Source organism: Variovorax sp. Root318D1, from assembly GCF_001424835.1.
Taxonomy (GTDB): Bacteria; Pseudomonadota; Gammaproteobacteria; order Burkholderiales; family Burkholderiaceae_C; genus Variovorax.
This window is the reverse complement of record NZ_LMCQ01000024.1, coordinates 193,253-219,504: the sequence shown is the minus strand read 5'-3', so window position 1 is coordinate 219,504 and position 26,252 is coordinate 193,253. Positions and strand designations below refer to the sequence as shown.

28 protein-coding genes and 1 riboswitch are annotated in these 26,252 nt (G+C 64.0%); of the genes, 11 read left to right on the top strand and 17 right to left on the bottom strand.

Annotated elements, in window-relative coordinates; translation table 11 throughout:
• Positions 1 to 12: 12 nt before the first annotated feature.
• The 3 genes from metW to ASC78_RS23870 all read right to left on the bottom strand — a co-directional run bounded on the left by metW (position 13) and on the right by ASC78_RS23870 (position 2,463).
• Positions 13 to 600, bottom strand: coding sequence for a methionine biosynthesis protein MetW (metW, locus tag ASC78_RS23880; protein WP_055807337.1), 588 nt, complete (start codon positions 598 to 600; stop codon positions 13 to 15).
• Positions 597 to 1,772: a homoserine O-succinyltransferase MetX gene (gene metX / locus ASC78_RS23875; protein ID WP_055807334.1), complete on the bottom strand. Its 1,176-nt coding sequence runs from the start codon at positions 1,770 to 1,772 to the stop codon at positions 597 to 599. The genes metW and metX overlap by 4 nt, the downstream gene beginning before the upstream one ends.
• Positions 1,773 to 1,899: 127 nt before the next feature.
• Entirely contained in the window at positions 1,900 to 2,463 is a 564-nt protein-coding gene (locus tag ASC78_RS23870; RefSeq protein ID WP_055807331.1) for a TMEM165/GDT1 family protein, read from the bottom strand.
• A 15-nt stretch (positions 2,464 to 2,478) separates the two neighbouring features.
• Positions 2,479 to 2,655: riboswitch (yybP-ykoY riboswitch) on the bottom strand.
• Positions 2,656 to 2,915: 260 nt separating this feature from the next.
• Here ASC78_RS23870 and ASC78_RS28255 point away from each other — a divergent pair.
• Positions 2,916 to 3,482: an RNA recognition motif domain-containing protein gene (locus ASC78_RS28255; protein WP_055807328.1), complete on the top strand. Its 567-nt coding sequence runs from the start codon at positions 2,916 to 2,918 to the stop codon at positions 3,480 to 3,482.
• An 89-nt stretch (positions 3,483 to 3,571) separates the two neighbouring features.
• Here ASC78_RS28255 and ASC78_RS23860 read toward each other — a convergent pair whose 3' ends face one another.
• Genes ASC78_RS23860 through ASC78_RS23845 form a run of 4 tightly spaced genes read right to left on the bottom strand, consistent with a single transcriptional unit; the run spans position 3,572 to position 6,571 of the window.
• The gene (locus ASC78_RS23860) at positions 3,572 to 4,354 is read right to left on the bottom strand and encodes an SDR family oxidoreductase (RefSeq protein ID WP_055807324.1); all 783 of its coding nucleotides are present in this window, start codon (positions 4,352 to 4,354) and stop codon (positions 3,572 to 3,574) included.
• 35 nt (positions 4,355 to 4,389) lie between these two features.
• Entirely contained in the window at positions 4,390 to 5,028 is a 639-nt protein-coding gene (lptC, locus tag ASC78_RS23855; RefSeq protein ID WP_055807321.1) for an LPS export ABC transporter periplasmic protein LptC, read from the bottom strand.
• Positions 5,025 to 5,573, bottom strand: a complete 549-nt coding sequence (locus ASC78_RS23850) for a KdsC family phosphatase (protein WP_055807319.1) — start codon at positions 5,571 to 5,573, stop codon at positions 5,025 to 5,027. Before ASC78_RS23850 ends, lptC begins: the two co-directional genes overlap by 4 nt.
• On the bottom strand, positions 5,573 to 6,571 hold the full coding sequence (locus ASC78_RS23845) for a KpsF/GutQ family sugar-phosphate isomerase (RefSeq protein WP_055807315.1): 999 nt from the start codon (positions 6,569 to 6,571) through the stop codon (positions 5,573 to 5,575). The genes ASC78_RS23850 and ASC78_RS23845 overlap by 1 nt, the downstream gene beginning before the upstream one ends.
• A gap of 87 nt (positions 6,572 to 6,658) precedes the next feature.
• Here ASC78_RS23845 and ASC78_RS23840 point away from each other — a divergent pair, with 87 nt between their 5' ends.
• The gene (locus ASC78_RS23840) at positions 6,659 to 8,644 is read left to right on the top strand and encodes a monovalent cation:proton antiporter family protein (protein WP_055807313.1); all 1,986 of its coding nucleotides are present in this window, start codon (positions 6,659 to 6,661) and stop codon (positions 8,642 to 8,644) included.
• A 62-nt stretch (positions 8,645 to 8,706) separates the two neighbouring features.
• On the opposite strand, the gene ASC78_RS28170 is transcribed toward ASC78_RS23840, so the two are convergent.
• Complete coding sequence (locus tag ASC78_RS28170; protein ID WP_235505194.1) at positions 8,707 to 9,207, bottom strand: hypothetical protein; 501 nt, start codon at positions 9,205 to 9,207, stop codon at positions 8,707 to 8,709.
• On the opposite strand from ASC78_RS28170, the gene ASC78_RS28165 reads away from it, so the two are divergent.
• Positions 9,206 to 9,661, top strand: a complete 456-nt coding sequence (locus ASC78_RS28165; RefSeq protein ID WP_235505192.1) for a hypothetical protein — start codon at positions 9,206 to 9,208, stop codon at positions 9,659 to 9,661. The genes ASC78_RS28170 and ASC78_RS28165 overlap by 2 nt on opposite strands.
• An 88-nt stretch (positions 9,662 to 9,749) precedes the next feature.
• On the opposite strand, the gene ASC78_RS23830 is transcribed toward ASC78_RS28165, so the two are convergent.
• From ASC78_RS23830 to rpmH, 6 genes are all read right to left on the bottom strand, one after another.
• Positions 9,750 to 10,211, bottom strand: coding sequence for a Crp/Fnr family transcriptional regulator (locus ASC78_RS23830; RefSeq protein ID WP_055807307.1), 462 nt, complete (start codon positions 10,209 to 10,211; stop codon positions 9,750 to 9,752).
• 90 nt (positions 10,212 to 10,301) lie between these two features.
• A complete protein-coding gene (gene mnmE, locus ASC78_RS23825) occupies positions 10,302 to 11,711 on the bottom strand; it encodes a tRNA uridine-5-carboxymethylaminomethyl(34) synthesis GTPase MnmE (protein WP_055807305.1) in 1,410 nt (469 codons plus the stop codon).
• Positions 11,712 to 11,788: 77 nt separating this feature from the next.
• Positions 11,789 to 13,474, bottom strand: coding sequence for a membrane protein insertase YidC (gene yidC / locus ASC78_RS23820; RefSeq protein WP_055807301.1), 1,686 nt, complete (start codon positions 13,472 to 13,474; stop codon positions 11,789 to 11,791).
• Positions 13,471 to 13,758, bottom strand: coding sequence for a membrane protein insertion efficiency factor YidD (gene yidD / locus ASC78_RS23815; protein WP_055807298.1), 288 nt, complete (start codon positions 13,756 to 13,758; stop codon positions 13,471 to 13,473). Before yidD ends, yidC begins: the two co-directional genes overlap by 4 nt.
• On the bottom strand, positions 13,755 to 14,150 hold the full coding sequence (locus tag ASC78_RS23810) for a ribonuclease P protein component (RefSeq protein ID WP_055807295.1): 396 nt from the start codon (positions 14,148 to 14,150) through the stop codon (positions 13,755 to 13,757). The genes yidD and ASC78_RS23810 overlap by 4 nt, the downstream gene beginning before the upstream one ends.
• 98 nt (positions 14,151 to 14,248) lie before the next feature.
• Positions 14,249 to 14,383, bottom strand: a complete 135-nt coding sequence (gene rpmH / locus ASC78_RS23805; protein ID WP_007834827.1) for a 50S ribosomal protein L34 — start codon at positions 14,381 to 14,383, stop codon at positions 14,249 to 14,251.
• 321 nt (positions 14,384 to 14,704) lie between these two features.
• On the opposite strand from rpmH, the gene dnaA reads away from it, so the two are divergent.
• From dnaA to gyrB, 3 genes are all read left to right on the top strand, one after another.
• Complete coding sequence (gene dnaA / locus ASC78_RS23800) at positions 14,705 to 16,084, top strand: chromosomal replication initiator protein DnaA (RefSeq protein WP_055807292.1); 1,380 nt, start codon at positions 14,705 to 14,707, stop codon at positions 16,082 to 16,084.
• An 89-nt stretch (positions 16,085 to 16,173) separates the two neighbouring features.
• A complete protein-coding gene (dnaN, locus tag ASC78_RS23795; RefSeq protein WP_055807290.1) occupies positions 16,174 to 17,280 on the top strand; it encodes a DNA polymerase III subunit beta in 1,107 nt (368 codons plus the stop codon).
• 134 nt (positions 17,281 to 17,414) lie between these two features.
• Complete coding sequence (gene gyrB, locus ASC78_RS23790; RefSeq protein ID WP_055807286.1) at positions 17,415 to 20,039, top strand: DNA topoisomerase (ATP-hydrolyzing) subunit B; 2,625 nt, start codon at positions 17,415 to 17,417, stop codon at positions 20,037 to 20,039.
• 159 nt (positions 20,040 to 20,198) lie between these two features.
• On the opposite strand, the gene ASC78_RS23785 is transcribed toward gyrB, so the two are convergent.
• Entirely contained in the window at positions 20,199 to 20,585 is a 387-nt protein-coding gene (locus ASC78_RS23785; RefSeq protein ID WP_157634519.1) for a hypothetical protein, read from the bottom strand.
• Between the two features lie 411 nt (positions 20,586 to 20,996).
• Here ASC78_RS23785 and ASC78_RS23780 point away from each other — a divergent pair, with 411 nt between their 5' ends.
• Entirely contained in the window at positions 20,997 to 21,518 is a 522-nt protein-coding gene (locus ASC78_RS23780; RefSeq protein ID WP_055807280.1) for a hypothetical protein, read from the top strand.
• A gap of 3 nt (positions 21,519 to 21,521) precedes the next feature.
• Entirely contained in the window at positions 21,522 to 22,325 is an 804-nt protein-coding gene (locus ASC78_RS23775) for a DUF1266 domain-containing protein (RefSeq protein ID WP_055807277.1), read from the top strand.
• Positions 22,326 to 22,393: 68 nt separating this feature from the next.
• Here ASC78_RS23775 and ASC78_RS27560 read toward each other — a convergent pair whose 3' ends face one another.
• Both ASC78_RS27560 and ASC78_RS23765 read right to left on the bottom strand, forming a co-directional pair.
• Positions 22,394 to 23,110, bottom strand: coding sequence for a hypothetical protein (locus tag ASC78_RS27560; protein ID WP_157634518.1), 717 nt, complete (start codon positions 23,108 to 23,110; stop codon positions 22,394 to 22,396).
• 36 nt (positions 23,111 to 23,146) lie between these two features.
• Entirely contained in the window at positions 23,147 to 23,413 is a 267-nt protein-coding gene (locus ASC78_RS23765) for a hypothetical protein (RefSeq protein WP_055807271.1), read from the bottom strand.
• A gap of 299 nt (positions 23,414 to 23,712) precedes the next feature.
• On the opposite strand from ASC78_RS23765, the gene ASC78_RS23760 reads away from it, so the two are divergent.
• The 3 genes from ASC78_RS23760 (at position 23,713) to ASC78_RS23750 (ending at position 26,236) form a co-directional block, all read left to right on the top strand.
• Positions 23,713 to 24,234 carry a hypothetical protein gene (locus tag ASC78_RS23760; protein WP_055807872.1) on the top strand — a complete coding sequence of 174 codons (522 nt, stop codon included), beginning with the start codon at positions 23,713 to 23,715 and terminating at the stop codon, positions 24,232 to 24,234.
• A 118-nt stretch (positions 24,235 to 24,352) separates the two neighbouring features.
• A complete protein-coding gene (locus tag ASC78_RS23755; protein ID WP_055807268.1) occupies positions 24,353 to 24,856 on the top strand; it encodes a hypothetical protein in 504 nt (167 codons plus the stop codon).
• Positions 24,857 to 25,048: 192 nt separating this feature from the next.
• Entirely contained in the window at positions 25,049 to 26,236 is a 1,188-nt protein-coding gene (locus ASC78_RS23750) for a metallophosphoesterase (RefSeq protein WP_055807266.1), read from the top strand.
• The last annotated feature ends 16 nt before the right edge of the window (positions 26,237 to 26,252 follow it).

Genomic DNA, 26,252 nt, shown 5'->3' with positions numbered 1-26,252 from the left:
TCTCCAGGGCGCTCAGCGCTCCCGCTCAAACTTGAACACCGCGGTGCCCGCGCGCGCATTGGGCAGCCAGCGCACGCTGCGGCCTTCCTGCACGCCGAAGGCGTCGAGCACGCGCAGGCTGTTCTTTTGCGCCAGCACTTCGAAGTCCTTGAACGTGCCGACGCGGATGTTGGGCGTGTCGTACCACTGGTAGGGCAGGCGGCGCGTCACCGGCATGCGGCCGCGCGCAATGCTGATGCGGTTGGGCCAATGCGCAAAGTTGGGAAAGGCGACGATGCCGATGCGGCCCACGCGCGCGGTTTCGCGCAGCATGACCTCGGCATTGCGCAAGTGCTGCAGCGTGTCGATCTGCAGCACCACGTCGAAGGTGGCGTCGTCGAACACGGCAAGGCCTTCGTCCAGGTTCAGCTGGATCACGTCGACGCCGCGGCGAATGCACTTCAGCACGTTGCCGTCGGCAATTTCGACGCCGTAGCCGCTGCAGCCGCGCTCGCGCTGCAGCAGGTCGAGCATGGCGCCGTCGCCGCAGCCGAGGTCGAGCACGCGCGAGCCTTCGGGCACCAGATTGGCGATGAGTCGCTGGGTTTCGATATCACTCATTGCGCTGCCCCTTCGGCCTGGATCTCATGCGCCACGCGCTCGAAGTAGGACCGCACCACGCCCATGTAGCGCACGTCGTCGAGCAGGAAGGCATCGTGGCCGTGCGGTGCGTCGATTTCGGCATAGCTCACGTTGCGGCGGTTGTCGAGCAGCGCCTTCACGAGCTCGCGGCTGCGCGCGGGCGAGAAGCGCCAGTCGGTCTTGAAGCTCACGAGCAGGAACTTGGCAGTGGCCTGGGCAAGGGCCGTGCTGAGGTTGCCGCCATGGGCGCGCGCGGGGTCGAAGTAGTCGAGCGCGCGTGTGATCAGGAGGTAGGTGTTGGCGTCGAAGTATTCGCTGAACTTGTCGCCCTGGTAGCGCAGGTAGCTCTCGATCTGGAACTCGATCTCTTGCGTCGAATAGCGGTAGTCCAGCCCCGCCGCCTCGCCCTCGACCGCACTGCGCAGAATGCGTCCGAACTTCTCGTTCATGACGTCGTCGCTCAGGTACGTGATGTGGCCGATCATGCGTGCGATGCGCAGGCCCCGCTTGGGTATGACGCCGTGATCGTAGAAATGGCCGCCATGAAAATCGGGGTCAGTGACGATGGCGCGGCGCGCCACTTCGTTGAAGGCGATGTTCTCGGCCGTGAGGTTGGGCGCGCTGGCCACCACCACCGCATGGCGCACGCGGTCGGGGTACTGCAACGTCCACGACAGCGCCTGCATGCCGCCGAGGCTGCCGCCCATCACGGCCGCCAGCGTGCGGATGCCGAGCGCGTCGAGCAGTGCGGCCTGGGCATCGACCCAGTCCTCGACCGTGACCACCGGAAAGTCGGCGCCATAGACGCGCCCGGCGGCGGGGTTCACATGCATCGGCCCGGTCGAGCCGAAGCAGGAACCGAGGTTGTTCACGCCGATCACGAAGAAGCGGTCGGTATCCACCGGCTTGCCCGGTCCCACCATGTTGTCCCACCAGCCTTCGGACTTGGGCTGCCCTTCGTAGGTGCCAGCGACATGGTGCGAAGCATTGAGTGCATGGCACACCAGCACCGCATTGCTGCGGTCGGCGTTCAGCGTGCCGTAGGTTTCATACGCGAGCGTGTAGTCGCCGAGCGAGGCGCCGCTGCGCAAGGCCAGCGGGCCCGCGAACTGCATCGACTGCGAAGAGACGACCAAAGAAGGTGACGACATCAATAAAAAACCCGGCCTCGCCAAAAACGAGCCGGGTTGTCGCCAACTGACTGTCTTTAGCTGAATTTATAAAGCGCCCGCAAGCTGAAGCAAATCGGCGCAAGAAGCAGTATATCGCCCTGTCGGATTACCAGCCGACGATCATCACGACGCCGAGCACGAGGAAGATCGCCGCCGAGATGCCGTGGACGAGCGTGATCGGCACCCGCTTCACGATCTTGTCGCCCAGCCAGACGACGGGCGCATTGGCCAGCATCATGCCGAGCGTGGTGCCTGCGACCACCCAGACGTAGGCGTCGGTGAAGCGGGCGGCGAGCATGACGGTCGCGATCTGGGTCTTGTCGCCCATCTCGGCCAGGAAGAACGCAATGAGCGTGGTGCCGAAGACACCGTAGTGCGAGGCTGCGGGCGCGTCGTCCGCATCGAGCTTGTCCGGAATCAGCATCCACGCGGCCATGGCGATGAACGAGCCGCCCAGGATCCAGCGCAGCACCTCGGGGCCGAGCCAACGGGTGATGTAGTTGCCGACGGCGCCAGCCAGGGCATGGTTGACGATGGTGGCGGCAAAGATGCCGAGCACGATGGGCCAGGGTTTTCTGAAACGAGCGGCCAGCAAGAGGGCCAGCAACTGGGTCTTGTCGCCCATTTCGGCGAGCGCAACCACGCCCGTTGCAACGAGAAAAGCTTCCATGAGAGCAGGGGTTCCTTGGGCCGAAGGACGCAATTGACCGTGCAACACCTTCGGCCATATTCCCGAAGTTGCACGGTCAAAGGTCTCGCCAGGTGATTCACTGCACGCGCCATGTCCTGTGTGGGGCAGGACAAGTCTGTTGACGCGGGCCCTTCTCGCGGTGGAAGGCGGCTACTCCCCAATGACGCTCGGGATTCTACCTAACCGCCGAGTGCCCTCTGTCGGCAGGTAAGCGGGCGCTAGCTTTTCGTAATTTTTGGAGCCCCTGCAGGAAGCGGCAAATTCCTGCTTGCATTTCACATATTTCACCCATAATGCACGAGCCTCCCTCTTGATTTTGCCGGGAGGAAGTTCGGTGATCGGTCAGTTTCGCGCGACTCGACAGCTCTTGGTTGAGTGATGCTTTCGGGACTCCATCGCTTTTCTTGCTATGTGTTTATAGGAGTCCCTTGATGGGCAACAAACTGTACGTCGGCAACCTGCCTTACTCGGTGCGCGACGGTGATCTCGAACAGGCTTTTGGACAATTCGGTTCGGTGACCAGTGCCAAGGTCATGATGGAACGCGACACCGGCCGCTCGAAGGGCTTCGGCTTCGTCGAGATGGGCAGCGACGCGGAAGCGCAAGCCGCCATCAACGGCATGAATGGCCAGCCCCTGGGCGGCCGCAGCGTCGTCGTCAATGAAGCACGTCCGATGGAAGCACGTCCTCCGCGCAGCGGTGGTGGCGGCGGCTACGGCGGCGGCGGTGGTGGTTATGGCGGCGGTGGTGGCGGTGGCTACGGCGGCGGTGGTGGCGGCTACGGTGGTGGCGGCGATCGCAGCGGTGGCGGCGGTGGCCGCTCCGGCGGTGGCGGCGGTTACGGCGGTGGTGGTGGCGGCCGCAGTGGCGGCGGTGGTGGTGGTGGCGATGGCGGTTTCCGCAGCCCCTACGGCGCCGGTCCCCGTGGCGGCGGCGGCGGTGGCCGCTCCGGCGGTGGTGGCGGTGGCTACGGCGGCGGCGGAAACAGCGGCTACTGAGCCCTGCGCCCAGGCACAAAAAAGCAAAAGGCTCCTACGGGAGCCTTTTTCATTGGAATGACCGCAACAAGGCGGCGGCCGATGAAGGCTCAGCTTTCGCCGCTGCGCTTCTTGCGGGCACGGCCCTGCACCGCGCGGTCGAGCAGCGCGTTCGGCAGCATGCGCATCAGCTTGGCGACCACACCCATCTGCCAGGGGATCACGCGGTAGCTGGTGCCGGCCTCGATGGCGCGCAGTGCCTGGTCCGCAAAGTCCTCGGCCTTCATCAAAAAGGGCATGCCGTAGCGGTTGCCCTGGGTCAGCGGCGTGTCGATGTAGCCTGGGCAGAGCGTGACGACCTTGACGCCGCTGTTGTGCAGCTCACCGCGCAAGCTCTCGCAGTACGCGACCACGCCGGCCTTGCTGGCGCAGTAGGCCCCGTGCCCCGGCAGGCCGCGAATGGCCGCAACGCTCGCAATACCGACCAGCCGGCCGCTGCCGCGCTGCCGCATTGCCGCCACGAAGGGGTGGAAGGTGGCCATCAGCCCCACGTTGTTGGTGGCGAAGGTCCGGGCCATCACCTCGATGTCCTCGCGCTCCGCCGTGTCGATGCCCACGCTGATGCCGGCATTGGCAATCACCACGTCGGGCAGGCCCTGCCGTTCGGTGCAGGCGGCGCCTGCAGCAACGATGCTGTCCGTATTGGCCACGTCGGCGCTATAGACCTGATAGCGCGACGGATCCAGCTGGACGGCGGCAGCCCAGGCTTCGATCTCCCCCGTGCGCCGGGCGGCCAGCGCCAGCCGGTAGCCTGCCTCGTAAAAACTGGCGGCAAGGGCCTGGCCAATGCCACTCGACGCGCCGGTGATGAAGACAAGGGGGGAGGGGCTCATTCGCGGGTTGTCTTCCGAGGTCGGCGACTTTTTCTTCAGCGCGGTTTACCTGCTGCGGCAGATGGAATCAGCACGCCGCGCACCCGGCCGGTCAGGTTGGCGACGCCGCTCAGGTTGTCGTAGTCGAGGTTGTCGGCGGTGAACTGGTCGGTGCCGCGGATGAGCGTGACGGGCTTGTTCGACGTGACGCGCTCGGTATCGAGAAAGGCGTGCAAGAAGTCGCCGCGAAACTCCAGGCGTGGCGTGCCCTTGCCGCCCGGCGCCACGACCGGGTCGCGAATCACGACGGCGTTGCCAAAGAGCTGGATCTCGCTGCCATCGGAGTTCGACACGCCGCGGTTGGCCGTGGCGTGGGTGGTGTAGCCCTGCGGGGAGACGGAGCGCATGCGCACGTTGTCGACCTCGACGGTGTCGGTGTCCGGGTAGTGGCGGCCTTCCTTGCCATGGAGTTCGCTGCGCAAATCGCCGTTGGGCAAAAAGTTCTTGATCACGAAACCGCGCATGAAATAGTCGGGCTCGTGCGTGGGCGCGACCTTGGCGGTGGGTTCGAGCAGCTTGGGCGCATTGCGCACCAGCCAGTAGGTGCCGAGCGCAACAGCCGCCGTCAGGATGATGGGCAGGTAGATGGTGGCGCGGTCGAGAACGTCGCGCAGCAGGTTCCAGGCACCCCTCATTGCTGGGGACCCCGGGCGGCGTCGAGCAGGCGCCGATATTGGCCGCAGGCCGTCAGCAGCAGGTCGCAGAATTCGCGCGCCGCGCCTTCGCCGCCGCGTGCACGGGTGACGTAGTTGACCGTTTCGCGCACTTCCACGTGCGCATTGGCGGGCGCCGCCGCAAAGCCGGCCCGCGCCAGCACCGGCAGGTCGGGCCAGTCATCGCCGATGGCGGCCGCCTGGTGCCAGCCGAAGCCGAGTTGCTGGAGCATGGCTTCGGCCGCCGGCAGCTTGTCTTCGGTGCCGTAGCGCACATGCTCGATGCCGAGCGCCTCGAGCCGCACGCGCAGCGGCTTCGAATCTCGCCCGGTGATCACCGCGGGCGTGATGCCGGCCAGTCGCAACAGCTTGAGGCCGTAGCCGTCGAGGATGCTGAAGCGCTTGAGGGTTTCGCCGTGCTCAGTGAAATAGACGCCGCCATCGGTCAGCACGCCGTCGATGTCGAAGAACGCAATGCGCGCGTCTTGCGCAGCGAGCAAGGTCTCGGCCTGGAAGTCGAGCGGCATCAGATGACCTTCGCACGCATCAGGTCGTTGATGGTGAGCGCGCCGATCAACTGCCCCGAGGGGTCGACGATGAGAACGCTGGTGATGCGGTGTTCTTCCATCAGCTCGGCCGCCTCGACTGCCAATGCATCGGCGCGCAGCGTGCGTGGACTGGAGTGCATCACGTCGGCAGCCGTCAGGCCGCGCAGGTCGCCGCCGGTCTCGACCTGCCGGCGCAGGTCGCCGTCGGTGAAGATGCCGATGGCCCGGCCGTCGGCGTCGACCACCGCGGTGGCACCCAGGCCTTTGGAACTCATCTCTCGCATCAGTTCGCTGAGCGTGGCGGTGGGGGCGACGCGCGGCACTTCGTCGCCCGAGCGCATCACGTCGGCCACGTGGGTGAGCAGCTTGCGGCCCAGCGCGCCGCCGGGGTGCGAACGCGCGAAGTCTTCGGAGCCGAAGCCGCGCGCATCGAGCAGCGCCACCGCCAGCGCGTCGCCCATCGCCATCTGGGCGGTGGTGCTCGCGGTGGGGGCGAGGTTGAGTGGGCAGGCCTCCTTGGCAACGCCGGCGTCGATGACGATGTCAGCGTGGCGCGCCAGGGTGGAATCGACGCGGCCGGTCATGGCGATCAGGGGCACGCCCTGGCGCTTGACCACCGGCAGGATCACGGTGAGCTCGTCGACCTCGCCGCTGTTGGAGATGGCCAGCACCAGGTCGACCGCCTTGATCATGCCGAGATCGCCGTGGCTGGCCTCGGCCGGATGGACGAACATGGCCGGCGTGCCCGTGGAGGCCAGGGTCGCGGCGATCTTGCGGCCCACGTGGCCGCTCTTGCCCATGCCCATGACGACCACGCGGCCGCGCACTTCGAGGATCTTGCGCACGGCGTCGACGAAGCTCGGGCCCACGCGCGACTTGAGGCCGAGCACGGCGTCGGACTCGATGTCGAAGGTGGCGCGAGCGCGCGCAAGGATCGCGTCGGCATCGACCACGGGGGGCAGGGGAGCTGAACTCATCGCAGGATTTTACGGGCCGGCCGCCCTGGCCGGTCGCCAAGGGAAAGCGGCACGCGCGGGGCATGGACATTGCTCTAGCATCCGACCATGTCTACGTTCGATCTCACGCTGATGTATTTGCTGGCCGCGGTCATCGGCGTGGTGGTCTGCCGCTCGCTGAAACTGCCGCCGATGCTCGGCTATCTGACGGCCGGCGTGCTGATCGGGCCTCATGCGCTGGGATTGGCGCACAACTCCGAAGCCATCCTGCACCTGGGCGAGTTCGGCGTGGTGTTCCTGATGTTCGTGATCGGGCTGGAGTTCAGCCTGCCCAAGCTGCGCGCCATGCGCAAGCACGTGTTCGGACTCGGCCTGTTGCAGGTGCTGCTGACGATGACCGTCGCCACCGCCGGCGCGCTTCTGATCGCCTCCCAGCTCCCGCCAGCCTGGCGGCTCGGCTGGCAGACGGCGCTGGCGTTGTCGGGCGCGCTCACCATGAGCAGCACCGCGATCGTGGTCAAGCTGATGGCCGAGCGGCTCGAGCTCGAGAGCGAGCATGGCCGGCGCGTGATGGGCGTGCTGCTGTTCCAGGACTTGGCCGTGGTGCCTCTGCTGGTGCTGATTCCTGCGCTTGGCGCACCGCCCGAAGCGCTGGCCAAGGCCATCGGCTTCGCGATGGTGAAAGCCACCTTGCTGATCGGCGTGCTGCTTTTCGGCGGGCCGCGCATCATGCGCTGGTGGCTCACCCTGGTGGCCCGCCGGCGCAGCGAGGAACTCTTCATCCTGAACGTGCTGCTGATCACCCTAGGCCTGGCGTGGCTCACCGAACTGGCCGGCCTGAGCCTGGCGCTGGGCGCCTTCATCGCCGGCATGCTGGTATCGGAAACCGAATACAAGCACCAGGTCGAGACCGACATCCGTCCGTTCCACGATGTGCTCCTGGGTCTCTTTTTCATCACGGTGGGCATGTCGCTCGACTGGCACATCGTGGTGGACCGATGGTTCTTGGTGGCCGTGCTGCTGCTGCTGCCGCTGGCCTTCAAGCTTGTGCTGGTGACTGTGCTGGCGCGGATGCTGGGCGCCACCTCGGGGGTGTCGTTGCGCACCGGCCTGTATCTGGCGCAGGCCGGCGAATTCGGCTTCGTGCTGCTGACGCTGGCGCAGGAGCGCAGCCTGCTGCCGCCGTGGCTGGCCAACCCGGTGCTGGCCTCGATGGTGCTGTCGATGCTGGCCACGCCATTCATCGTGATGTACACCAACGCCATCGTGCGCAAGCTGGTGGCGAGCGACTGGCTCCAGCAATCGCTGCAGATGACCAGCATCGCGCGCAAGACCATCAATACCGCGAAGCACGTGATCATTTGCGGCTACGGACGCTGCGGCCAGAACCTGGCGCGCATCCTGGAGCACGAAGGCATTCCGTACATGGCGCTCGACCTCGACCCCGACCGCGTGCGCCAAGCTGCCGCGGCCGGCGACTCGGTGGTGTTCGGCGACGCGGCACGGCTGCAGGCGCTGATGGCGGCCGGCCTGGCCCGCGCCAGCGCCGTGGTTGTGACGTACCTCGACGTGCCGGCCGCCATGAAGGTGCTGGCCAATACCCGGGCCCATGCGCCGCAGGTGCCGGTGATCGTGCGCACGCAGGACGACCACGACCTGGAGAAGCTGCAAGCCGCCGGTGCGACCGAGGTGGTGCCCGAGGCCATCGAGGGTTCGCTGATGCTTGCGAGCCACGCGCTCGCACTGGTTGGCGTGCCGATGCGACGCGTGATCCGCGTGGTGCAGGACCAGCGCGATGCGCGCTACAACCTGCTGCGCGGCTACTTCCACGGCGCCGACGATGACAACGCCGACGAGATCGACCACGAGCGGCTCGACACCTTCACCCTCACCCCCGGCGCCCGCGCCGTGGGCCAAACCCTGGCGCGAATCGCACTGGAATCGTTGGGCGTGCGCGTTGCCAGCCTGCGCCGCCAGAACGGCCAGGCCCAAGTACTCAGCGACGACACGGTGCTGAGCGACGGCGACACCCTCGTGCTGTCCGGCAAGCCGGCAGCCCTGGCGGTAGCCATCGAGCGGCTGCAAAAGGGATAGGCACTGCGGCCTGGGCGACGAAGGCGCGCGGAGTGTGCGGCAGCCTGCCGCGGACGCTCGATCTAGTTGATCAGCGTGGGATTGCGCTTTTCTTCGTCGATGCGCTGCTGCCGGCGAACCGTTTCGCATTGCGCATGCGGCTTGAATTCCGGCTTGAGGCACTGAGCGGCCATGCACTGGGCCTTCGCGATGAAGTTGCGGTCGCCGCAGATTGCCAGCGGGTCGGTGGGCGCCGAGGGTGCCTGGGACGGCGTCGGCGCCGCAGCGGTTGCCGCCGGCACGGACTCAGCCGCTCCGGCCTGCGACGGTGCCGCGGGTGCGGGCTTGCGAGACTTGCTCACGGCTGTGGGCGATGGTTTGAGGTTGGCGGCAGGGGCGGTGATTGCCGCCGCATCGTGCGGTGTGATTTCCGCGGCCGGCGGCTCTACACGCAGGGGTTCGGGCATTGCCGCCGGCGGCGCGCTCGATGGCACGGGCGGCACGGCGAGCGGCGCGGGTTTGGCGATTTCGACTCCTTCGTCGGGCTGGTCCGCTCCGTAGCCGCGCCAGCCCGCAACGACCATGACGAGCCCCACCGCCAGCAGCAACAACCAGAGCCAGAAGCCGCGCGAGTGCCAGGGCTTCCGGGGCTCGGCACGGGGCGGCCGCGGCGCCCTGGGCGTGGAAGACTTCCTTGCCCGGGGTTCCCGCGGCGGCGAAGGCGGGCGCCTCAAGCGGACCAGCGCGGCAATGAGGGTCCTCTCATCCGCCAGCGTTGCGGCGCCCCCGGACGGCGCCGTGAATGCGGCCTGCATGCCGGATTCGAAGAGCCCGCCGGGAATCGTGGGTGCGCGCAGTTGCGCCGGCGCCGTGGCGGCCCACTCGCGCTCCGACCGGCTACGAGGACCGGGAGGTGGCGGAATCGGCGTCGGCGCGGCAGGCGCCAGCTTGCCGCCGCAGCTCTTGCAGAAGTTCGCGCCCTCGCGGTTTTCCATGCTGCAGACCGGACAGATCAAGGCCATTGCGACTGACTTCTAGGGAACGGACGAACGATTTTTTCGGGAGCGAACCGCGGCGTGCTGCGAGCCACGGTTTGCGTGCGAGGCGGAATGGCCGGATGGAGTGCTCAGGTGACTGCGACGCGCTTGGACCTGTGCGCCATGCGCTTGGCGATCACCGCGCCAAGACCCATGGAGAGCTCGAGCGCGAGGTTGGGCTGCCGATTCGACATTTCCAGGAAACGGACCGCGGTGAGGCGCCATACCCGGCCCGCGCCGGTAACCACCACGTTGGCCGAATGCGGCTCGCGCGAGAAAAAGGAGCCTTCGCCCACCACCGACCCGGGCATGAGCACGGCCAGCTTCATCTGTTCCTTGCTGCTCACTCGGTGCACGCTGATGGCGCCGCTCTCGAGAAAGTACACCGAGCGATCATGCGTGCCTTGCTCGATGAGAACGTCGCCAACGCCGGTCGCGATGGGCTGCAGATAGCCCGCCAGCGTTTCCCACTGTTGTACGTTCAACGTCAGCACAAAGGCGTCGTTGCTGTTGTTTTCCGCGATGGCGCGGCTCAGGTTCTGGATGGACATGCTTTTCTCAACCCCCGCATCTGTGCCGGAGTATCCGCGAAGGGCGCGGTTTTCGGCTACAACTCTTTACGTTTTTCGGGTTGGCTGTCTCTATTTGCCGATACAGAAGCGCGAAAAGATGACCCCCAGCAAGTCGTCGGCGCCGAATTCGCCGGTGATTTCGTTCAGCGCGTTCTGCGCCAGGCGCAGTTCCTCGGCCAGCAGATCGAGCAATTGCGCCTGTGCCGCCAGGTGGCTCGCGGCCAGCGCCAAGTGCGTCTCGACCCGGGCCAGCGCCTGCACGTGGCGCGCGCGCGCCAGGTAGACGCCCTCGGGCACGGCCTGCCAACCGGCCATGGCCAGCAGCTGCTCGCGCAGCGGCTCGATACCGAGGCCGGTCTTGGCGGACAGGACGATGCCATGATTCGCGTTCGACGCTGGCGCGGCGTCCTGCTTGTTCCACACATCGAGCACGGGCACGCTCACGGGCAGCTTCTGACGAAGCCCGCGCAAGATTTCGGCATCGGCCGCGGCGTAATCGGACAGGTTCGCACGCGTCAGGTCGTGCAGGAAGAGTACCGCGTCGGCGCTCTCGATCTGGCCCCAGGCGCGTGCAACGCCGATCTGCTCGACCTCGTCGCTGCTTTCGCGCAGGCCCGCCGTGTCGGCCACGTGCAGCGGCACGCCGTGAATCTGGATGGTCTGCGAGACCACGTCGCGCGTGGTGCCCGGCACCGCGCTCACGATGGCCAGTTCGGCGCCGGCCAGCGCATTGAGGAGCGAGCTCTTGCCTGCATTGGGCTGGCCTGCGATCACCACCTTGATGCCCTCGCGCAGCAGTGCCCCCTGTTTCGCGCGCTGCTGCACCGCCGCCAATTGCGTCTGCAATTTCACGAGCTGCCCAGCCGCGTCGGCTTTCTGGAGAAAGTCGATCTCCTCCTCGGGAAAATCGAGCGTGGCCTCGACCAGCATGCGCAGATGGATCAACGCATCGCGCAGCGTGTGGATCTCGCGCGAGAAGGCGCCCGAAAGCGATCGTCCAGCGCTGCGTGCGGCCGCCTCGGTGCTGGCGTCGATCAGGTCGGCAATGGCCTCGGCCTGGGCCAGGTCGATCTTGCCGTTGAGAAAGGCTCGCTGGCTGAACTCGCCCGGCTCGGCCACGCGCAAGCCGGCGAGGCGAGGGCGACCGGTGACCGGATCGGGCTCGGCGGCGGCTTCGAGGCAGCGTGCCAGCAAAAGCTGCAGCACCACCGTTCCACCGTGGGCTTGCAGCTCGAGCACGTCCTCGCCGGTGAACGAATGGGGCGATGGAAAGTGGATCGCCAGCCCATGGTCGACCGGTTCACCGGCCGCGTCGCGGAACGGGAGATAGGTGGCTTCGCGCGGCTTCAGCGGCCGGCCGCAGAGGGCTTCGATCAGCGGCGCAAGCCGGGCGCCGGACACCCGCACGATGCCCACGGCGCCGCGCCCCGAGGCGGTGGCGACGGCGACGATGGGATCGGTGGTGCGGGCGAAGGTCATGGAAGCACGATTCTTTCAGCAAAAAGGCAAAGGGCCGCGGATGCGGCCCTTTGCATGGGTAGCGGAGACTGCTCGGCTTACTTGCCCAGCACGCCCAGCCGCTTGTTGATGAACCACTGCTGAGCGATCGACAGCACGTTGTTCGTGATCCAGTACAGCACCAGGCCAGCCGGGAAGAAGATGAACATCACGCTGAACGCGAGCGGCATGATCCACATCAGCTTGGCCTGCATCGGATCGGGCGGCGTCGGGTTGAGCCAGGTCTGGAACAGCGAAGTGAGCGTCATCACGACCGGCAGGATGTACCAGGGATCGGGTGCCGACAGGTCGGTGATCCAGCCGATCCACGGTGCGTGGCGCATTTCGACCGACGACAGCAGCACCCAGTAGAGCGCAATGAACACCGGGATCTGGATCACGATCGGGAAGCATCCACCCATCGGGTTGACCTTCTCGGTCTTGTAGATGCGCATCATCTCCTGCTGCATTTCTTGCGGCTTGTCCTTCAGCCGCTCACGCATTTCCATGATCTTGGGGTTGATGGCCTTCATCTTGGCCATGCTGGCGTAGGCCTTGGCGTTGAGCCAGTAGAAGGCCGCCTTCAGCAGCACCACCAGCGCCACAATGGCCCAGCCCCAGTTGCCCAGGATTTCATGCAGCTCGTTCAGCAGCCAGTACAGGGGCTTGGAGATGATCGCGAAGATGCCGTAGTCCTTGACCAGGTCCAGGCCGGGTGCGATGGCTTCGAGCTTCTTTTCTTCTTCGGGGCCGGCAAATAGCGCGCTGTTGACCACCTGCGTCTGGCCCGGGGCGATCTTCGGCAGCGTGGCCACCATGGCCACGGTGAAGAGGTTGCCGCCCAGGTCCTTCACGCGGAATTCGCGCTTGAGCTGTTCGCTGGCCGGGTCGCCCTTGAGCAGCCAGGCCGACACGAAGTAATGCTGCACCATGGCAATCCAGCCGTCGTTGGCAGGCGGCGGCGGCTCGACCTTGGCCTTGGCAATGTCCGAGAAGTCGAGCTTGTGGAACTTCTTCTCGTTGGTGTACGCCGCGGGGCCGGTGAAGGTGTTGGTGCCGAACATCGTGCCGGCGGCCACCGTGCCGTGGCGCAGCAGCTGCATGTAGAGCTGTGCGTCGCGCGGCTGGTCGCTCACGTTGACGACTTCGTGGCGCACGCCGATGGTGTAGTCGCCGCGCTTGAACACGTAGGTCTTGACGTACTTCAAACCGCCCGAGGGTGCGCTTTCGAAGCTCACCTCAAGCGTGTTCTGGCCTTCGGCCATCGCGCGCGGACCGGCCTTCGGCGTCATCGGCGTCAGGTGGTTGGGAAACGGCTCACCGGTCTGGCTCAGCAATCCGGTCTGCGCTATGTAGCGCGTGGCCGGCGAGTCGTTCTCGAACAGGACGACGTGCTTGGTTCGGTCGGCCTCTTCGTACTTCAGCAGTTCGAGGTAGTTGACCGTGGCGCCTTCGCTGTCGATCACCGCCTTGAACAGGTCGGTGGTCACGCTGACCTGCTCACGCGGTGCGACCGGCGCGGCTTGCGTCGGCACGGCGGCTGCGCTGCCGCCGGCGGTGGACGCGGTCGGCACGCCGTTGCTGCCGGCCGGCGTGCTGCCCGCCGGGGCGGAGGCCACGGCAGCCGGCTTGCTCGACGGCAGGAAGGTGGGCTTGTTGCCGTTGAAGACCTGCCATTGGTCCCACAGCAGCACCAGCGAGAAACCAAAAATCACCCACAGGATCGTGCGGCGTATATCGTTCATGACGAAGACTTCTTGTCGGAGGAGAGAAGAGACGAAAACAGCGAGCCTGGCTTGCCAGTGCGACGCCGTGATTTCGGTGGAACCGGATCGTGCCCGCCCTGGCACCAGGGTTGGCAGCGCACGATGCGGTGCAGGGTGAGATAGCTGCCCTTGAGAGCGCCGTGGACTTCGAGCGCCTCGATCGAATAGACGGAGCAGGTCGGCTCGAAGCGGCACGACTGCCCGAGCCAGGGGCTCAGCAGCAGGCGATAGCCCTTCACGAGGCCGATCAGCAGGCGCTTCATGATGACGAAGGTGCGGAAGTACGCGCGGCCCGCGCCAGCAGTTGCTGGAGCTCGGCGCGCACGGCGGCCTTGAGCTTGTCCGAGGAGGCGCTCACGAATTCCTTGCGGTCAAATCCCGCGCGCAGCCGCACCACGTGCGCCGCACGGGGCAAGCCCACATCGGGTGCGGCGCTCACGGTATAGATCTGACGCTTGATGGCGTTGCGCGTGACCGCACGGCGCGCCCAGCGCTTGGGCACCATAGCGCCCAGCCAGACGTCGTCGGACGCGAACAAGGGCTGCGCGCTCGACGAATCGAGCGCGCAGCGATGCAATGCGAAATGAGCAGTGCGCGCCACGGTGGCACCTGCGAGGACGGCCTGAAACTGCGCGCGGGTCTTGAGCCGCTGCATGGGAGCCGGGCCGCTTGCGTTGTCGCTGGTCGGGCCAGAAGAACTGGCGGCGAAAGCTGGCGCTGGCGGCTCGGCGGCTGGCAACGGCAGAACTGCCGTCAGACGGCCAGGCGCTTGCGGCCCTTGGCGCGACGTGCGTTGATGACGGCGCGGCCGCCGCGGGTCTTCATACGGACCAGAAAGCCGTGGGTACGGGCGCGGCGGACTTTGGAAGCTTGGTAAGTGCGTTTCATGATGAGATTTCCTGCTGATTCCCCCGATATGCACGCCGTCCTTCTATGAAGCCATGAAGGCCATATCGGACATGCGGGCGCTGGGAGCGTTTTTCGGATGACCCCCGAAAGACGCAATGAGGTTTTCAGGGAAACCCGCAATTATCGCAAACATTCGGGCCATCACCAAACGCCGAGCAACTTTGCGGGCCTTTGCCGGGCGCATGCGGGCATGTGGATAAGGTTTTGACAAGTTAGAATGCGGACCGCCTTGCAGCAGAGAATATCCACAATACATATACCAAAAAATGGACGAGGGACACACCACTTTTTCAAGCACCCATGTCGACTGACGGCATCGGTGAGAGCCTCTGGCAGGCCTGTGTCGACCAGCTCGCGCAGGAGCTGTCCGAGCAGCAATTCAACACCTGGATCAAGCCCCTGACGGCGCAGGTCGCTGACGACCTTTCGCGCATGACGGTGTTCGTTGCCAACCGCTTCAAGCTCGACTGGATCCGGGCCCAGTACGCCGGCAAGATTGCCGCCATGGCCGAGAAGATGTACGGCCAGCCCGTGGCGGTTGAGTTAGCGCTCGCTCCGCGCGAGGCGCCCGTGCGCTCGTCACCCGTGGCCGTTCTGGCCGAAACCGATGTGCCGCGCGACGTGGCCGGCCCCGGCGAAGAGCCGGCTGCGGCAGGCTTCAAGAACCGCCTCAATTCGGGCCTGACTTTCGACACCCTGGTGGAGGGTACGGCCAACCGCATGGCGCGCGCCGCGGCCATGCACGTGGCCGGCATGCCGGGCCACCTGTACAACCCGCTGTTCATCTATGGCGGCGTCGGCCTGGGCAAGACCCACCTGATGCACGCTGTGGGTAACCGGCTGCTCGCAGACCGTCCCGACTCCAAAGTTCTCTACATCCACGCCGAGCAGTTCGTCTCGGATGTGGTCAAGGCCTACCAGCGCAAGACTTTCGACGAGTTCAAAGAACGCTACCACTCGCTCGATCTGCTCCTGATCGACGATGTGCAGTTCTTCGCCAACAAAGATCGCACGCAGGAAGAATTCTTCAATGCGTTCGAAGCGCTGCTCGCCAAGAAGTCGCACATCGTGATGACCAGCGACACCTATCCCAAGGGCCTGGCCGACATCCACGAGCGGCTGGTCTCGCGCTTCGATTCGGGCCTCACCGTCGCCATCGAACCGCCCGAGCTCGAAATGCGCGTGGCCATCCTGATCAACAAGGCGCGCGCCGAATCGGCCGAAATGCCGGAAGAAGTGGCCTTCTTCGTCGCCAAGAACGTGCGCTCCAACGTGCGCGAGCTTGAAGGCGCGCTGCGCAAGATCCTGGCGTACTCCCGCTTCAATCAAAAAGAAATCTCGATTGCCCTGGCGCGCGAGGCTCTGCGCGATCTGCTGTCGATCCAGAATCGGCAGATTTCGGTCGAAAACATCCAGAAGACGGTGGCCGACTACTACAAGATCAAAGTCGCCGACATGTACAGCAAGAAGCGCCCCGCCAGCATTGCCCGGCCGCGGCAAATTGCCATGTACCTGGCCAAGGAGCTCACGCAGAAGAGCCTGCCCGAGATCGGCGAGCTGTTCGGCGGTCGCGACCACACCACGGTGTTGCATGCGGTGCGCAAGATTTCGGGCGAGCGCCAGCAGCTCACCGAACTCAACCAGCAACTGCACGTGCTCGAGCAAACGCTCAAGGGCTGACCTCGAATGTCATCAGGAATGCGCCTCGCAACAGCGGAGAATGGCGTCTTACAAGCGGATTCAAAGAGATAAGAGAAGAGGAAGAAGACATGATCGTTTTGAAGGCAACCCAAGACAAAGTCCTCGCCGCACTGCAATCGGTGGCGGGCATCGTGGAACGGCGCCATACGCTGCCGATCCTCGCCAATGTGCTGATCCGCAAGACCGGCGGACAGCTGCAGCTGACCACCAGCGATCTCGAGATCCAGATCCGCACCACGGCCGAACTCGGCGGCGATGAAGGCAACTTCACCACCACCATCGGCGCGCGCAAGCTCATCGACATCTTGCGCACCATGCCGGCCGACCAGACCGTGAGCCTCGAATCGAACGCGAGCAAGCTGGTGCTCAAGGGCGGCAAGAGCCGCTTCACGCTGCAGTCGCTGCCGGCCGAAGACTTTCCGCTGGTGCAAGAGGCCGCCAACTTCGGCCCCGTGTTCAGCGTGCCGCAAAAAACGCTGAAAGACCTGCTCTCGCAGGTCTCGTTTGCCATGGCCGTGCACGACATCCGCTACTACCTGAATGGCATCCTGTTCGTCGCCGAAGGCAAACAGCTGAGCCTGGTGGCCACCGACGGGCACCGCCTGGCTTTTTCGTCGGCGACGCTTGACGTCGAAGTGCCGCGCCAGGAAGTCATTCTTCCGCGCAAGACCGTGCTCGAAATGCAGCGCCTGCTGTCGGACGCCGAAGGCGCCATCGAGATGCAGTTTGCCAACAACCAGGCCAAGTTCAGCTTTGGCGGCATGGAGTTCGTCACCAAGCTGGTCGAGGGCAAGTTCCCCGACTACAACCGCGTGATTCCCAAGAACCACAAGAACAGCGTCACGCTCGGTCGCGCCCCACTTCTGGCCAGCCTGCAGCGCACCGCCATCCTGACGAGCGAGAAGTTCAAGGGCGTGCGCCTGAACATCGAGCCGGGCACGCTGCGCATCGCATCGAACAACGCCGAGCAGGAAGAAGCGCAGGACGAGCTCGACATCGACTACGGCGGCGACGCCATCGAAATCGGCTTCAACGTGACCTACCTGATCGACGCCCTGTCCAACATGGACCAGGACATGGTCAAGCTGGACCTGGCCGACTCCAACAGCTCCGCCCTTTTGACCATCCCCGAGAACGCATCCTTCAAATATGTCGTGATGCCGATGCGAATCTAGAAGACAGAAAACACAGCGCCTTGCGCAGACAGCCCGCGGCCCCCCGCGGGTTTGCGCTTTCAAGAGGCCGGAAAAACAGGCTCCCAGAGCCCGCAAATCCCCGTGAACGCCGTGAGAGATAGAGGAATATCCGAATGAGTGCAGAAGAGAACAAGCCCGAAGTGCCCCATACCGAACCGGTCTACACGCCCGAGATCGAGAATGCGGTGCCGATCGAGATCACGCCCGCCGACACCAGCTACGGCGAAGGCTCGATCACGATCCTCGAAGGGCTCGAGGCGGTGCGCAAGCGCCCCGGCATGTACATCGGCGACACCTCCGACGGCACGGGCCTGCACCACCTGGTGTTCGAAGTGGTCGACAACTCCATCGACGAAGCGCTGGCCGGCCATTGCGACGACATCGTCGTCACCATCCACTCCGACAACTCGATCTCCGTCACCGACAACGGCCGCGGCATCCCGACCGGCGTGAAGATGGACGACAAGCACGAGCCCAAGCGCTCGGCCTCCGAAATCGCGCTCACCGAGCTGCATGCCGGTGGCAAGTTCAACCAGAACAGCTACAAGGTATCGGGCGGCCTGCACGGCGTGGGCGTGAGCTGCGTGAACGCGCTGAGCGTGATGCTGCGCCTGGTGGTGCGCCGCGAGGGCAAGATCCACGAGCTCGAATTCAGCCGCGGCTTCGTGCAGAACCGCCTGATCGAGACCGTGAACGGCGTCGAGGTTTCGCCGATGCGCATCATCGGCGAAACGGACAAGCGCGGCACCGAAGTCCACTTTCTGCCGGACGCCGAGATCTTCAAGGAGAACGCCGATTTCCACTACGAAATCCTCTCCAAGCGACTGCGCGAGCTGAGCTTCCTGAACAACGGCGTGCGCATTCGCCTGAAGGACGAGCGCAGTGGCAAGGAAGACGACTTCTCGGGCACCGGCGGAGTGCGTGGCTTCGTGGAGTTCATCAACAAGGGCAAGACCGTCCTGCATCCAAACTCGTTCTATGCCGCTGGCGAAAAGCCGGCTGACACCTACGGCGGCATCCCGGGCACGCACATCGGCGTCGAAGTGGCAATGCAGTGGAACAGCGGCTACAACGAGCAAGTCCTCTGTTTCACCAACAACATTCCCCAGCGTGACGGCGGCACCCACCTCACGGGCCTGCGCGCCGCGATGACCCGCGTCATCAACAAGTACATCGAAGAGAACGAATTCGCCAAGAAGGCGAAGGTCGAAGTCACCGGCGACGACATGCGCGAAGGCCTGTGCTGCGTGCTGAGCGTGAAGGTGCCCGAGCCCAAGTTCTCGAGCCAGACCAAGGACAAGCTGGTGTCCAGCGAAGTGCGCGCGCCGGTCGAAGACATCGTCGGCCGCCTGCTCACCGACTACCTGCAAGAGCGCCCGAGCGATGCCAAGATCATCTGCGGCAAGATCGTCGAGGCCGCCCGCGCCCGCGAAGCCGCCCGCAAGGCCCGCGAAATGACCCGCCGCAAGGGCGTGCTCGACGGCATGGGCCTGCCCGGCAAGCTGGCCGACTGCCAGGAAAAGGATCCCGCCCTGTGCGAGGTCTACCTGGTGGAGGGCGATTCCGCCGGCGGTTCCGCCAAACAGGGCCGCGACCGGAAGTTCCAGGCCATCCTGCCGCTGCGCGGCAAGATCCTGAACGTCGAAAAGGCGCGCTACGAGAAGCTGCTCACCAGCAACGAAATTCTCACCATGATCACCGCGCTGGGTACCGGCATCGGCCGTGCGGGCGCCACCACCGCGGGCGGCGGCGCGGACGACTTCAACGTCGCCAAGCTACGCTACCACCGCATCATCATCATGACCGACGCCGACGTCGACGGCGCCCACATCCGCACGCTGCTGCTCACGTTCTTCTACCGGCAGATGCCGGAGCTGGTCGAGCGCGGCCACATCTACATTGCACAGCCGCCGCTTTACAAGGTAAAGGTCGGCAAGGAAGAGCAATACCTGAAGGACGGCCCTGCGCTCGACGCCTTCCTGCTCAAGGTGGCGCTGAAAGACGCAAGCATCGAAACCGGCGGTCCCAACTCGACCACCCTGAGCGGCGACACCCTGGCCGAGCTGGCGCGCAAGCACCAGCTGGCCGAGGCCGTGATCGCGCGCCTTCGCAACTTCATGGATGCCGAGGCCCTGCGCGCCATTGCCGATGGCGTGGCGCTCGACCTCGACACCACGCCTGCGGCCGAAGCCTCGGCCGTGGCGCTGCAGGCCAAGCTGCGCGAGCTCAACACCACCGGCGTTCCTGCCGAAGTGAGCAGCGAGTTCGACGTTCGCACCGACAAGCCGCTGCTGCGCATCAGCCGACGCCACCACGGCAACATCAAGAGCAGCGTGCTCACGCAGGACTTCGTGCACGGCGCCGACTACGCCGCGCTCGCCGAAGCCGCCAACACCTTCCGCAATCTGCTGAGCAGCGATGGCGCCATCGTCCGCCGCGGCGAAGGCGAGCGCGCCAAGGAAGAAAAGGTGGCCGACTTCCGCATCGCCATGAAGTGGCTGATCGGCCAAGCCGAAAACGCCACCTCGCGCCAGCGCTACAAGGGCTTGGGCGAAATGAATCCCGCACAGCTGTGGGAAACCACCATGGACCCGACCGTGCGCCGCCTGCTGCGCGTGCAGATCGACGACGCGATCGAGGCCGATCGCGTGTTCACGATGCTGATGGGCGACGAGGTGGAACCGCGGCGCGAGTTCATTGAGCAGAACGCGTTGCGGGCGGCGAATATCGACGTTTGATGTTGTCGGGTGACACGGAAAGTGAAAACTGCGACAGGTAGTGAAAAAACACTGACGCAGTTATTGAAAAATTCCTGAATCTTGCTCGTGCTCGTCGTCTTGAGGACGATGGAAGATCGGGCCACGCAACAAGTTTTCCCCAGAACTCTCGCGCGGGGCTCACTCTCCGTTCACTAGAGACACCCCGTCCAGCGGCTTAAGCATCCATTTCGCAACGTCCGCGCCCAACCCGCGAATTACCGCATCCATTGAGCTGCATTCGGTAGCCTCCGTCGTGATCTCGGAGGATTGGGTGTGCATCTGGCGCAGGCCTTTGAAATGGGCGGTTGGAAGTCCCGGTCGTTCGAGCACAGCATGGATGACCACGATCGTGGGACCGCCGGCGCTAACGGTCACTATGTCCATGATCTCGATCTTCAGCAAAGAGGCGGGATCTCTGCCGGTACCCAACACGGGGCGCACAACTTCAGATCGCGCCTTCAACTGATCTTCCACCGCCTGACGCAACGGGTCCGGTACCCCGCACGCGTCATCGGATTCAGACATCCGGCGGCCTTGGTAATACCCGTACACGACAGGCGGCAGTATCACTGTGTTGTGGGCAGCAGGCGCAGGCGGCATTCGCTCGTGTGACTGGGGACTGCCCAAATCGCAAGCAACGAGAAGTGAGCTCGTCGCTATCGCGATGCAAATCTTGCGCACGGACTCTCTACCCGTCATTGATTAGCAGGGGAGGCGTGAGGAATTCGACCATCCAGCGCAGCGCCGACATGAGTTTTGGCAAAGGCCATGCTGCCAGTGGATAGCTTGCTCATTGGGTGTTCCTGGTGTCTCGCGATCGATCCCGGCGGCGTCGTGAAGAGATTTGTTACATTAGTCCGTGGAGTTGGATGAATTTTTGCAGAATCGACTTCCTATTCGGGCCAACGGCCTTCAAAAACCATAAGGAAAAATAGCATGCAGACCATTAATTATAAAATGGAATACTCGATTCTCGAGTACGTTTTCGGTCTTATTGGCCCAGCAATTATCATTGCTGCGATTTTTTATCCGATCGCCGATCTGAAAATTGGAACCTTGCGGCTTCACCTGCCGACAGGCGTGGCTAACGGCGCCCTCATGTTGCTTGGGGCTTATGTCACATATCTCACAGTTGGGACGCTTTTCAAGAAGCGCGCGGCCAATAGTCGGGGCGCCAGCATTGTTCTTGATGAGAAGAGCATGTCCTTCACGACCGTCAAGAAATTCGCCGGCGTACTGACTGCCGTGAACTATGACGCGATCGACAAGGTCACTGTCACGGATATCCCTGAAACCTCAACATCGAGCGCAGAGAAAACAATAGAAATCAGTGCGCCATCAATGACGCCTAAAAAATATGAGTTCGATGCTATTCACATGGCCAAAGACTCAGATTTTGATGCTCTTGTCAATGTGCTCAAGCATCGCGCCACTGGCGCTGCCTTTAAGAACATATAATTTATGGGCTTCCTGAAGAAGCTGTTCCAGATAGTTTCTGGAAAAAAATACAGAAATTGTCCCGATGGGGCCGCGGTGGATCCGGTAGCGCAGCGAGCACTTCAAGCTGGGCTAATCAACTCCGAGCAGATCATGGCGTACTGCGACAGTTACACAACTGGACTGTCTCACAGTACTCTCGCCGAAGGGCTTGGCTCACACTGGGATATAAGCTCGCCTCAGGAGGCTGCTGAAACGCTGGAGTCGCTCGGTCGCTATGGCCATCGCTTTTTCTACGACATTGTTTTTCGGGTTCACAGCGATGGTGCTTCAGAGGGGCGCCAAGAGGTTCTCGAGGCATTGATAGTCAGTGGTCGATACGGCGCCCCGGAAACGGTGCGTAAGCAGATTACGGCACAGGAGCCCTGCGAGGAAAAATCTCTCGTTTTCTCGGCTTTGGAGCAGGCTATGGAGATGCTGGGGAATTTGCGATCCGTTTTTCGACTTGTCGAAGATAAGGTCAATGGGTCATATCTTCCCAAGGATTACAGCGCTGGAATACTTGCCTGGGATCTCGGCCGACTCGTTACCGTTGCGAGGATGTCACTTGACTGCAAATACATCGAGCTGGACGAATTCAGTCGCATTCTTGCGCATGTAGATAAAGAAGTACGGTCGAATTTTTCGTCTTGGCCACAGTTTGCAAAGAGCTACATCATTGGTCGAGCCAGTTGGGCTGGCCAAAATATGATGCTAAGCGGAATTACCGGCATCGCTGAAGATCTCATGACTGATGACAAGAGCCCGTGGGTGCTGTCTCCCCTTTGAGTTATTGGGCGGCTGCGCAATAGGCAGTGTTCCAAGGCTAAAGCCACCAGTCTCCGACCCATTGACGATCAGCGGCAGCCCAGTCGGAACCGCCGGTCTCGGGCCCGCTGTCTTTCATTGCGCAGCCAGTCCTGCATGGCTGCACCTTGTGGCTGCCGCGCCATCGTGTCGATCCACTTGACGTTGGCATCGAGTGCGCTGCACTCGCCCGCCTGCGTTGCATTGCCGGCGCTCGGAAGCACTTGTCGTTCATAAGATTGCTGCTGCGCCACGAGCGCCGCGTTGGCCCGGTTCGACGCCTCCCGCGCCTCGACGCTCATTCCATCCGCGAGATTCAGATCGCGCTGCAGCCGCACCGTGCTGGCGACCGCGCCTGCCGGGCAGGGGCCATCCGAATAGGCGGCCTTGCCTGAAGCGCTCACGCATTTGCTGACCTCCACCGTGCCCGGCACGGCAGAATTTTCCGATCGAACCGCGGGTGGTGGTGGCGAGGGGACGCGACCCGTCATTGGCGATGGCGCCGGAAGGGAGGGCAGGGTAGCGGACGCCTTGGGCCTAAGCGCGGCACGCTGCGCCAGCAGCCATTCAGCGCCTCGATAAAGCGCGAACAACAGCAAGGCCGACAGCGCGATCCACATCGCCCAATGGCGCTCTCGGGTGGGGCGAAGGCTGCGCTCCCATTCCGTCATCGCGTTGCGGCTGTCGTGCAGCGGATCGCGATGATCGGAATTCATGAAGGCCGAGTATCTCCGCTCCGCCGGCTTTTGCGCCAACGAAGCGGCCACGAATGGCCTGGCTTCGCAGGCCGGTCAGCTGAAGGCTCAAATAGACCGGTGCACCCGAGGGCCGCCCCTGGTTCCCTGCACCATCCGGGCAACCCGGGCGAGGCCGCCAGTCCCGCTGGCCGCCCGGCCGACCAATGCACCGCCAGCCGCGCCTGCCAGCACGCGCCGCATGAGCGAGCGGCTGCTTCCTGCCTTCAGCAGCAGCAGAAGGCCTGCGCCGAGGACAGCCAGGTGCTCGCCCGGAATACCGCGGCGCTGGGCGTCCATCTTCTTGAGGGTCTCGATCTTCGATCCGATGGTCATTGAAAGCTCCTTTTCTGTACGAACTTCTTCATAACCAAGCGGGCTTTGCACCGCTGTAGGCACGGGTCACATGTGCCGCGTCGGATCGGACGCACAACCACGGCCTATCAGGGTTTTCATAGGTGAGAGGCCGCAAAACGGCGCAGATACCCGTCACACAATCGTCATGAGCTATTAAAACAATAGCGTTCAACGGGTCGCCGAGGATCGTTCCTCGTAAACGCTATATCTAGCCCGACTCTTGCTAAGCAAAATCCTCGACGGATTTCACGTCACCCATGATCGAGGACATCGAAGCAATGAACCTTATGCGTCTCCGGCAGCCGATGGCTGCGTTGGTACTGGGCGGCACAGCAGCATTCTTCGGCGCGATGACCACATCGGCCCATGCGTTCTCCAATCCGCCCATCCAGATGGCGCAGGGCGTCGAATACATGTGCGGCGGCACGAGCAAGGACGAAGCCGCGTTCATGCAGATGGTCTCGCCGCGCTGGGCGGCCACCCTCGAATTCGGTGTCAACGACAGCGCGCAGAAGAGTAGTTTCCCTGCGCGGGCAGCCGTGCAGGTGCGCGAAAGGTACACGGGCCGTCCTGTGATGGAAGCTCAGTCGCAGGGGCCCTACATGCTCGCGCGGCTCGACCCGGGCGCCTACGACGTGAACGTCACGCTCGGCGGTCTCACGATCACGCAGTCTCTGACGGTCATTGCCGGTGCGCCGGCGCGTGCCGTGTTCATGTGGCCGTCGAATTTCGACATGGCCTCGGTGCTGCCGCCCGGGCCGCAAACGCAGGCGCTTGCGCAGACCTCCGGCGTCCGCTGAACCTTTCCACCGGCTTGCTGCCGGGGGTCGGATCCTTGTTAAGCCTTGTCTAAGCCGTGCGCCGCACAGTGGCGCCGTGGTGTTTCGCCACGCAGGTAAGAAAGAAAGGATCCAGATCATGACGATCTCTCGCAATTCATCATCGCACCGCCGATCCGCAACGGCGGCCGCAACCGCGCTGTGCGGTGCCACTCTTCTTTTTCTCGCGGCACTTTCTTCGGCGCATGCCACGGAGAATCCGCCGATCCGCATGACGCATGGCATCGAATACATGAGCGGCGGCATCGGCAGCGACGAGGCCCAGCTGATGAGAACGGTGGCGCCGCGCTGGCCGGCCACTTTCGAGTTCGCGATCAAGGACCACAAAGGGGCCGATTTCGCATCGGACGTTCGCGTGACGATACGCGACGCCAATGGCAGGGTGCTGCTCGACCACGTCGCCTCGGAGGGGCCGTTCATGGTGGCCCGGCTCGATCCGGGCATATATGAAGTGGAGGCTCGCTTGCGCGGAAATACGCTCAAGCAAACGCTGCACGTGAATGCCGGAATGCCCGCCAGGATGGCATTTCTGTGGCCCACGGGCACCGACATGGCCTCGATCGGCACACGTACGGTGCAGTAAATACATGTCCTTCGATCCGGAGGGCTTGAGCGTCACTCCAAACTAACGCGTCCGGATCGCCGACGACCCCCCGCTATCCGGGTGCAGTTCGCTATAGATAAAATAGCATTACTTTGCACGGGCGCCTCCTTGAATGCACGGCATGCGCCTTGCAGATGCCCTATCCCGGGCTTGCCCGTTCCCATTGCCCCCATGCCGATACGTTCCCTGAGCGTTCTCACCGCGCTCTTGCATGCCTACATGGCGATGCGCCTGCTGCCTGCGTTGGCCATGCTCACGCCAGCGTGGCCGCTCGCGCTCGCCGCCCTGATCATCTCGGCCATCACCATTCCGCTGCCATTTGCCTCTCGCCGCATTGCGGCGAACGCCCCCCTGGGCAACACGCTCAAGTGGGTCGGCCTGATCAGCATGGGCTGGTTCTCGTCGATGTTTGTGCTGACGCTCGCGCGCGATGCGGGCCTGCTGATCGCCTGGCTGGCAAGCGCCGTGGGCGGGCTGCAGGTGCGCTGGGACGCGGGTCTGCCGTGGAGCGCGCTGGCGGTTTTGGCCCTGGCCACGGGCACTACGCTGATCGGTTTCATCAACGCCCGCCGCACCGCGAGCGTGAAGCGCGTCGACATTCCGATTCGCGGCCTGCCGACGGCGCTCGAAGGTTTCACGATCGCGCAGCTCAGTGACATCCACGTCGGTCCGACCATCAAGAGCGCCTACATCCAGCGCATCGTGGACGCGGTGAACCGGCTCGGCGCCGACGCCATCGCGATCACGGGCGACCTGGTGGATGGCAGCGTGCCCGAGTTGCGCGACCACATCGCGCCACTGGCGGGCCTGCGTGCGCGGCACGGCACTTTCGTCGTCACGGGCAACCACGAGTATTACGCCGGGGCGCATGCATGGATCGACGAGCTGCGCCGGCTGGGTTTGAAGGTGCTGCTCAATGAGCACGTGGTGCTGCAGACGCGTAACGTGCGCGGCGCACAAAACGACGAAGAACTGTTCGAAAGCCAACTGGTGCTGGCCGGCGTGACCGACTACACCGCCGGGCATTTCGATGCCGCGCACACAAGCGACCCCCACCTGGCGTTGTTCGATGCGCCGCCGCTGGTGCACACGCGGGTGCTGCTTGCGCACCAGCCGCGCAGTGCGTCTTTGGCCGCCCAGGCAGGCTACCAGTTGCAGCTGTCGGGCCACACGCACGGCGGCCAGTTCTTTCCGTGGAACCTGTTCGTGCCAATGCAGCAACCCTTTACGGCGGGCCTGCATCGACTGCACGACATGTGGATCTACGTGAGCCGAGGCACCGGCTATTGGGGTCCGCCGAAGCGCTTTGGCGCGCCTTCGGAGATCACGCTGCTGACCCTGGTGACGGCGCTCAACTAAAGAAGAAGAGTTGCGC

Coding starts and splice junctions, on each gene's coding strand:
- ASC78_RS23830 (WP_055807307.1), bottom strand. CDS start 10,211: ATGTCCATCCAGAACCTGAGCCGCGCCATCGCGGAAAACAACAGCAAC.
- lptC (WP_055807321.1), bottom strand. CDS start 5,028: ATGAGGGGTGCCTGGAACCTGCTGCGCGACGTTCTCGACCGCGCCACC.
- rpmH (WP_007834827.1), bottom strand. CDS start 14,383: ATGAAACGCACTTACCAAGCTTCCAAAGTCCGCCGCGCCCGTACCCAC.
- ASC78_RS23760 (WP_055807872.1), top strand. CDS start 23,713: ATGAACCTTATGCGTCTCCGGCAGCCGATGGCTGCGTTGGTACTGGGC.
- ASC78_RS23840 (WP_055807313.1), top strand. CDS start 6,659: ATGTCTACGTTCGATCTCACGCTGATGTATTTGCTGGCCGCGGTCATC.
- metW (WP_055807337.1), bottom strand. CDS start 600: ATGAGTGATATCGAAACCCAGCGACTCATCGCCAATCTGGTGCCCGAA.
- ASC78_RS23750 (WP_055807266.1), top strand. CDS start 25,049: ATGCCGATACGTTCCCTGAGCGTTCTCACCGCGCTCTTGCATGCCTAC.
- ASC78_RS28255 (WP_055807328.1), top strand. CDS start 2,916: ATGGGCAACAAACTGTACGTCGGCAACCTGCCTTACTCGGTGCGCGAC.
- ASC78_RS28165 (WP_235505192.1), top strand. CDS start 9,206: ATGACGAGCCCCACCGCCAGCAGCAACAACCAGAGCCAGAAGCCGCGC.
- ASC78_RS23810 (WP_055807295.1), bottom strand. CDS start 14,150: ATGCAGCGGCTCAAGACCCGCGCGCAGTTTCAGGCCGTCCTCGCAGGT.
- yidD (WP_055807298.1), bottom strand. CDS start 13,758: ATGAAGCGCCTGCTGATCGGCCTCGTGAAGGGCTATCGCCTGCTGCTG.
- ASC78_RS23775 (WP_055807277.1), top strand. CDS start 21,522: ATGGGCTTCCTGAAGAAGCTGTTCCAGATAGTTTCTGGAAAAAAATAC.
- ASC78_RS23785 (WP_157634519.1), bottom strand. CDS start 20,585: ATGTCTGAATCCGATGACGCGTGCGGGGTACCGGACCCGTTGCGTCAG.
- ASC78_RS23765 (WP_055807271.1), bottom strand. CDS start 23,413: ATGACCATCGGATCGAAGATCGAGACCCTCAAGAAGATGGACGCCCAG.
- gyrB (WP_055807286.1), top strand. CDS start 17,415: ATGAGTGCAGAAGAGAACAAGCCCGAAGTGCCCCATACCGAACCGGTC.
- dnaA (WP_055807292.1), top strand. CDS start 14,705: ATGTCGACTGACGGCATCGGTGAGAGCCTCTGGCAGGCCTGTGTCGAC.
- yidC (WP_055807301.1), bottom strand. CDS start 13,474: ATGAACGATATACGCCGCACGATCCTGTGGGTGATTTTTGGTTTCTCG.
- ASC78_RS23780 (WP_055807280.1), top strand. CDS start 20,997: ATGCAGACCATTAATTATAAAATGGAATACTCGATTCTCGAGTACGTT.
- ASC78_RS23850 (WP_055807319.1), bottom strand. CDS start 5,573: ATGCCGCTCGACTTCCAGGCCGAGACCTTGCTCGCTGCGCAAGACGCG.
- ASC78_RS23860 (WP_055807324.1), bottom strand. CDS start 4,354: ATGAGCCCCTCCCCCCTTGTCTTCATCACCGGCGCGTCGAGTGGCATT.
- dnaN (WP_055807290.1), top strand. CDS start 16,174: ATGATCGTTTTGAAGGCAACCCAAGACAAAGTCCTCGCCGCACTGCAA.
- ASC78_RS23870 (WP_055807331.1), bottom strand. CDS start 2,463: ATGGAAGCTTTTCTCGTTGCAACGGGCGTGGTTGCGCTCGCCGAAATG.
- mnmE (WP_055807305.1), bottom strand. CDS start 11,711: ATGACCTTCGCCCGCACCACCGATCCCATCGTCGCCGTCGCCACCGCC.
- ASC78_RS28170 (WP_235505194.1), bottom strand. CDS start 9,207: ATGGTCGTTGCGGGCTGGCGCGGCTACGGAGCGGACCAGCCCGACGAA.
- metX (WP_055807334.1), bottom strand. CDS start 1,772: ATGTCGTCACCTTCTTTGGTCGTCTCTTCGCAGTCGATGCAGTTCGCG.
- ASC78_RS23755 (WP_055807268.1), top strand. CDS start 24,353: ATGACGATCTCTCGCAATTCATCATCGCACCGCCGATCCGCAACGGCG.
- ASC78_RS23845 (WP_055807315.1), bottom strand. CDS start 6,571: ATGAGTTCAGCTCCCCTGCCCCCCGTGGTCGATGCCGACGCGATCCTT.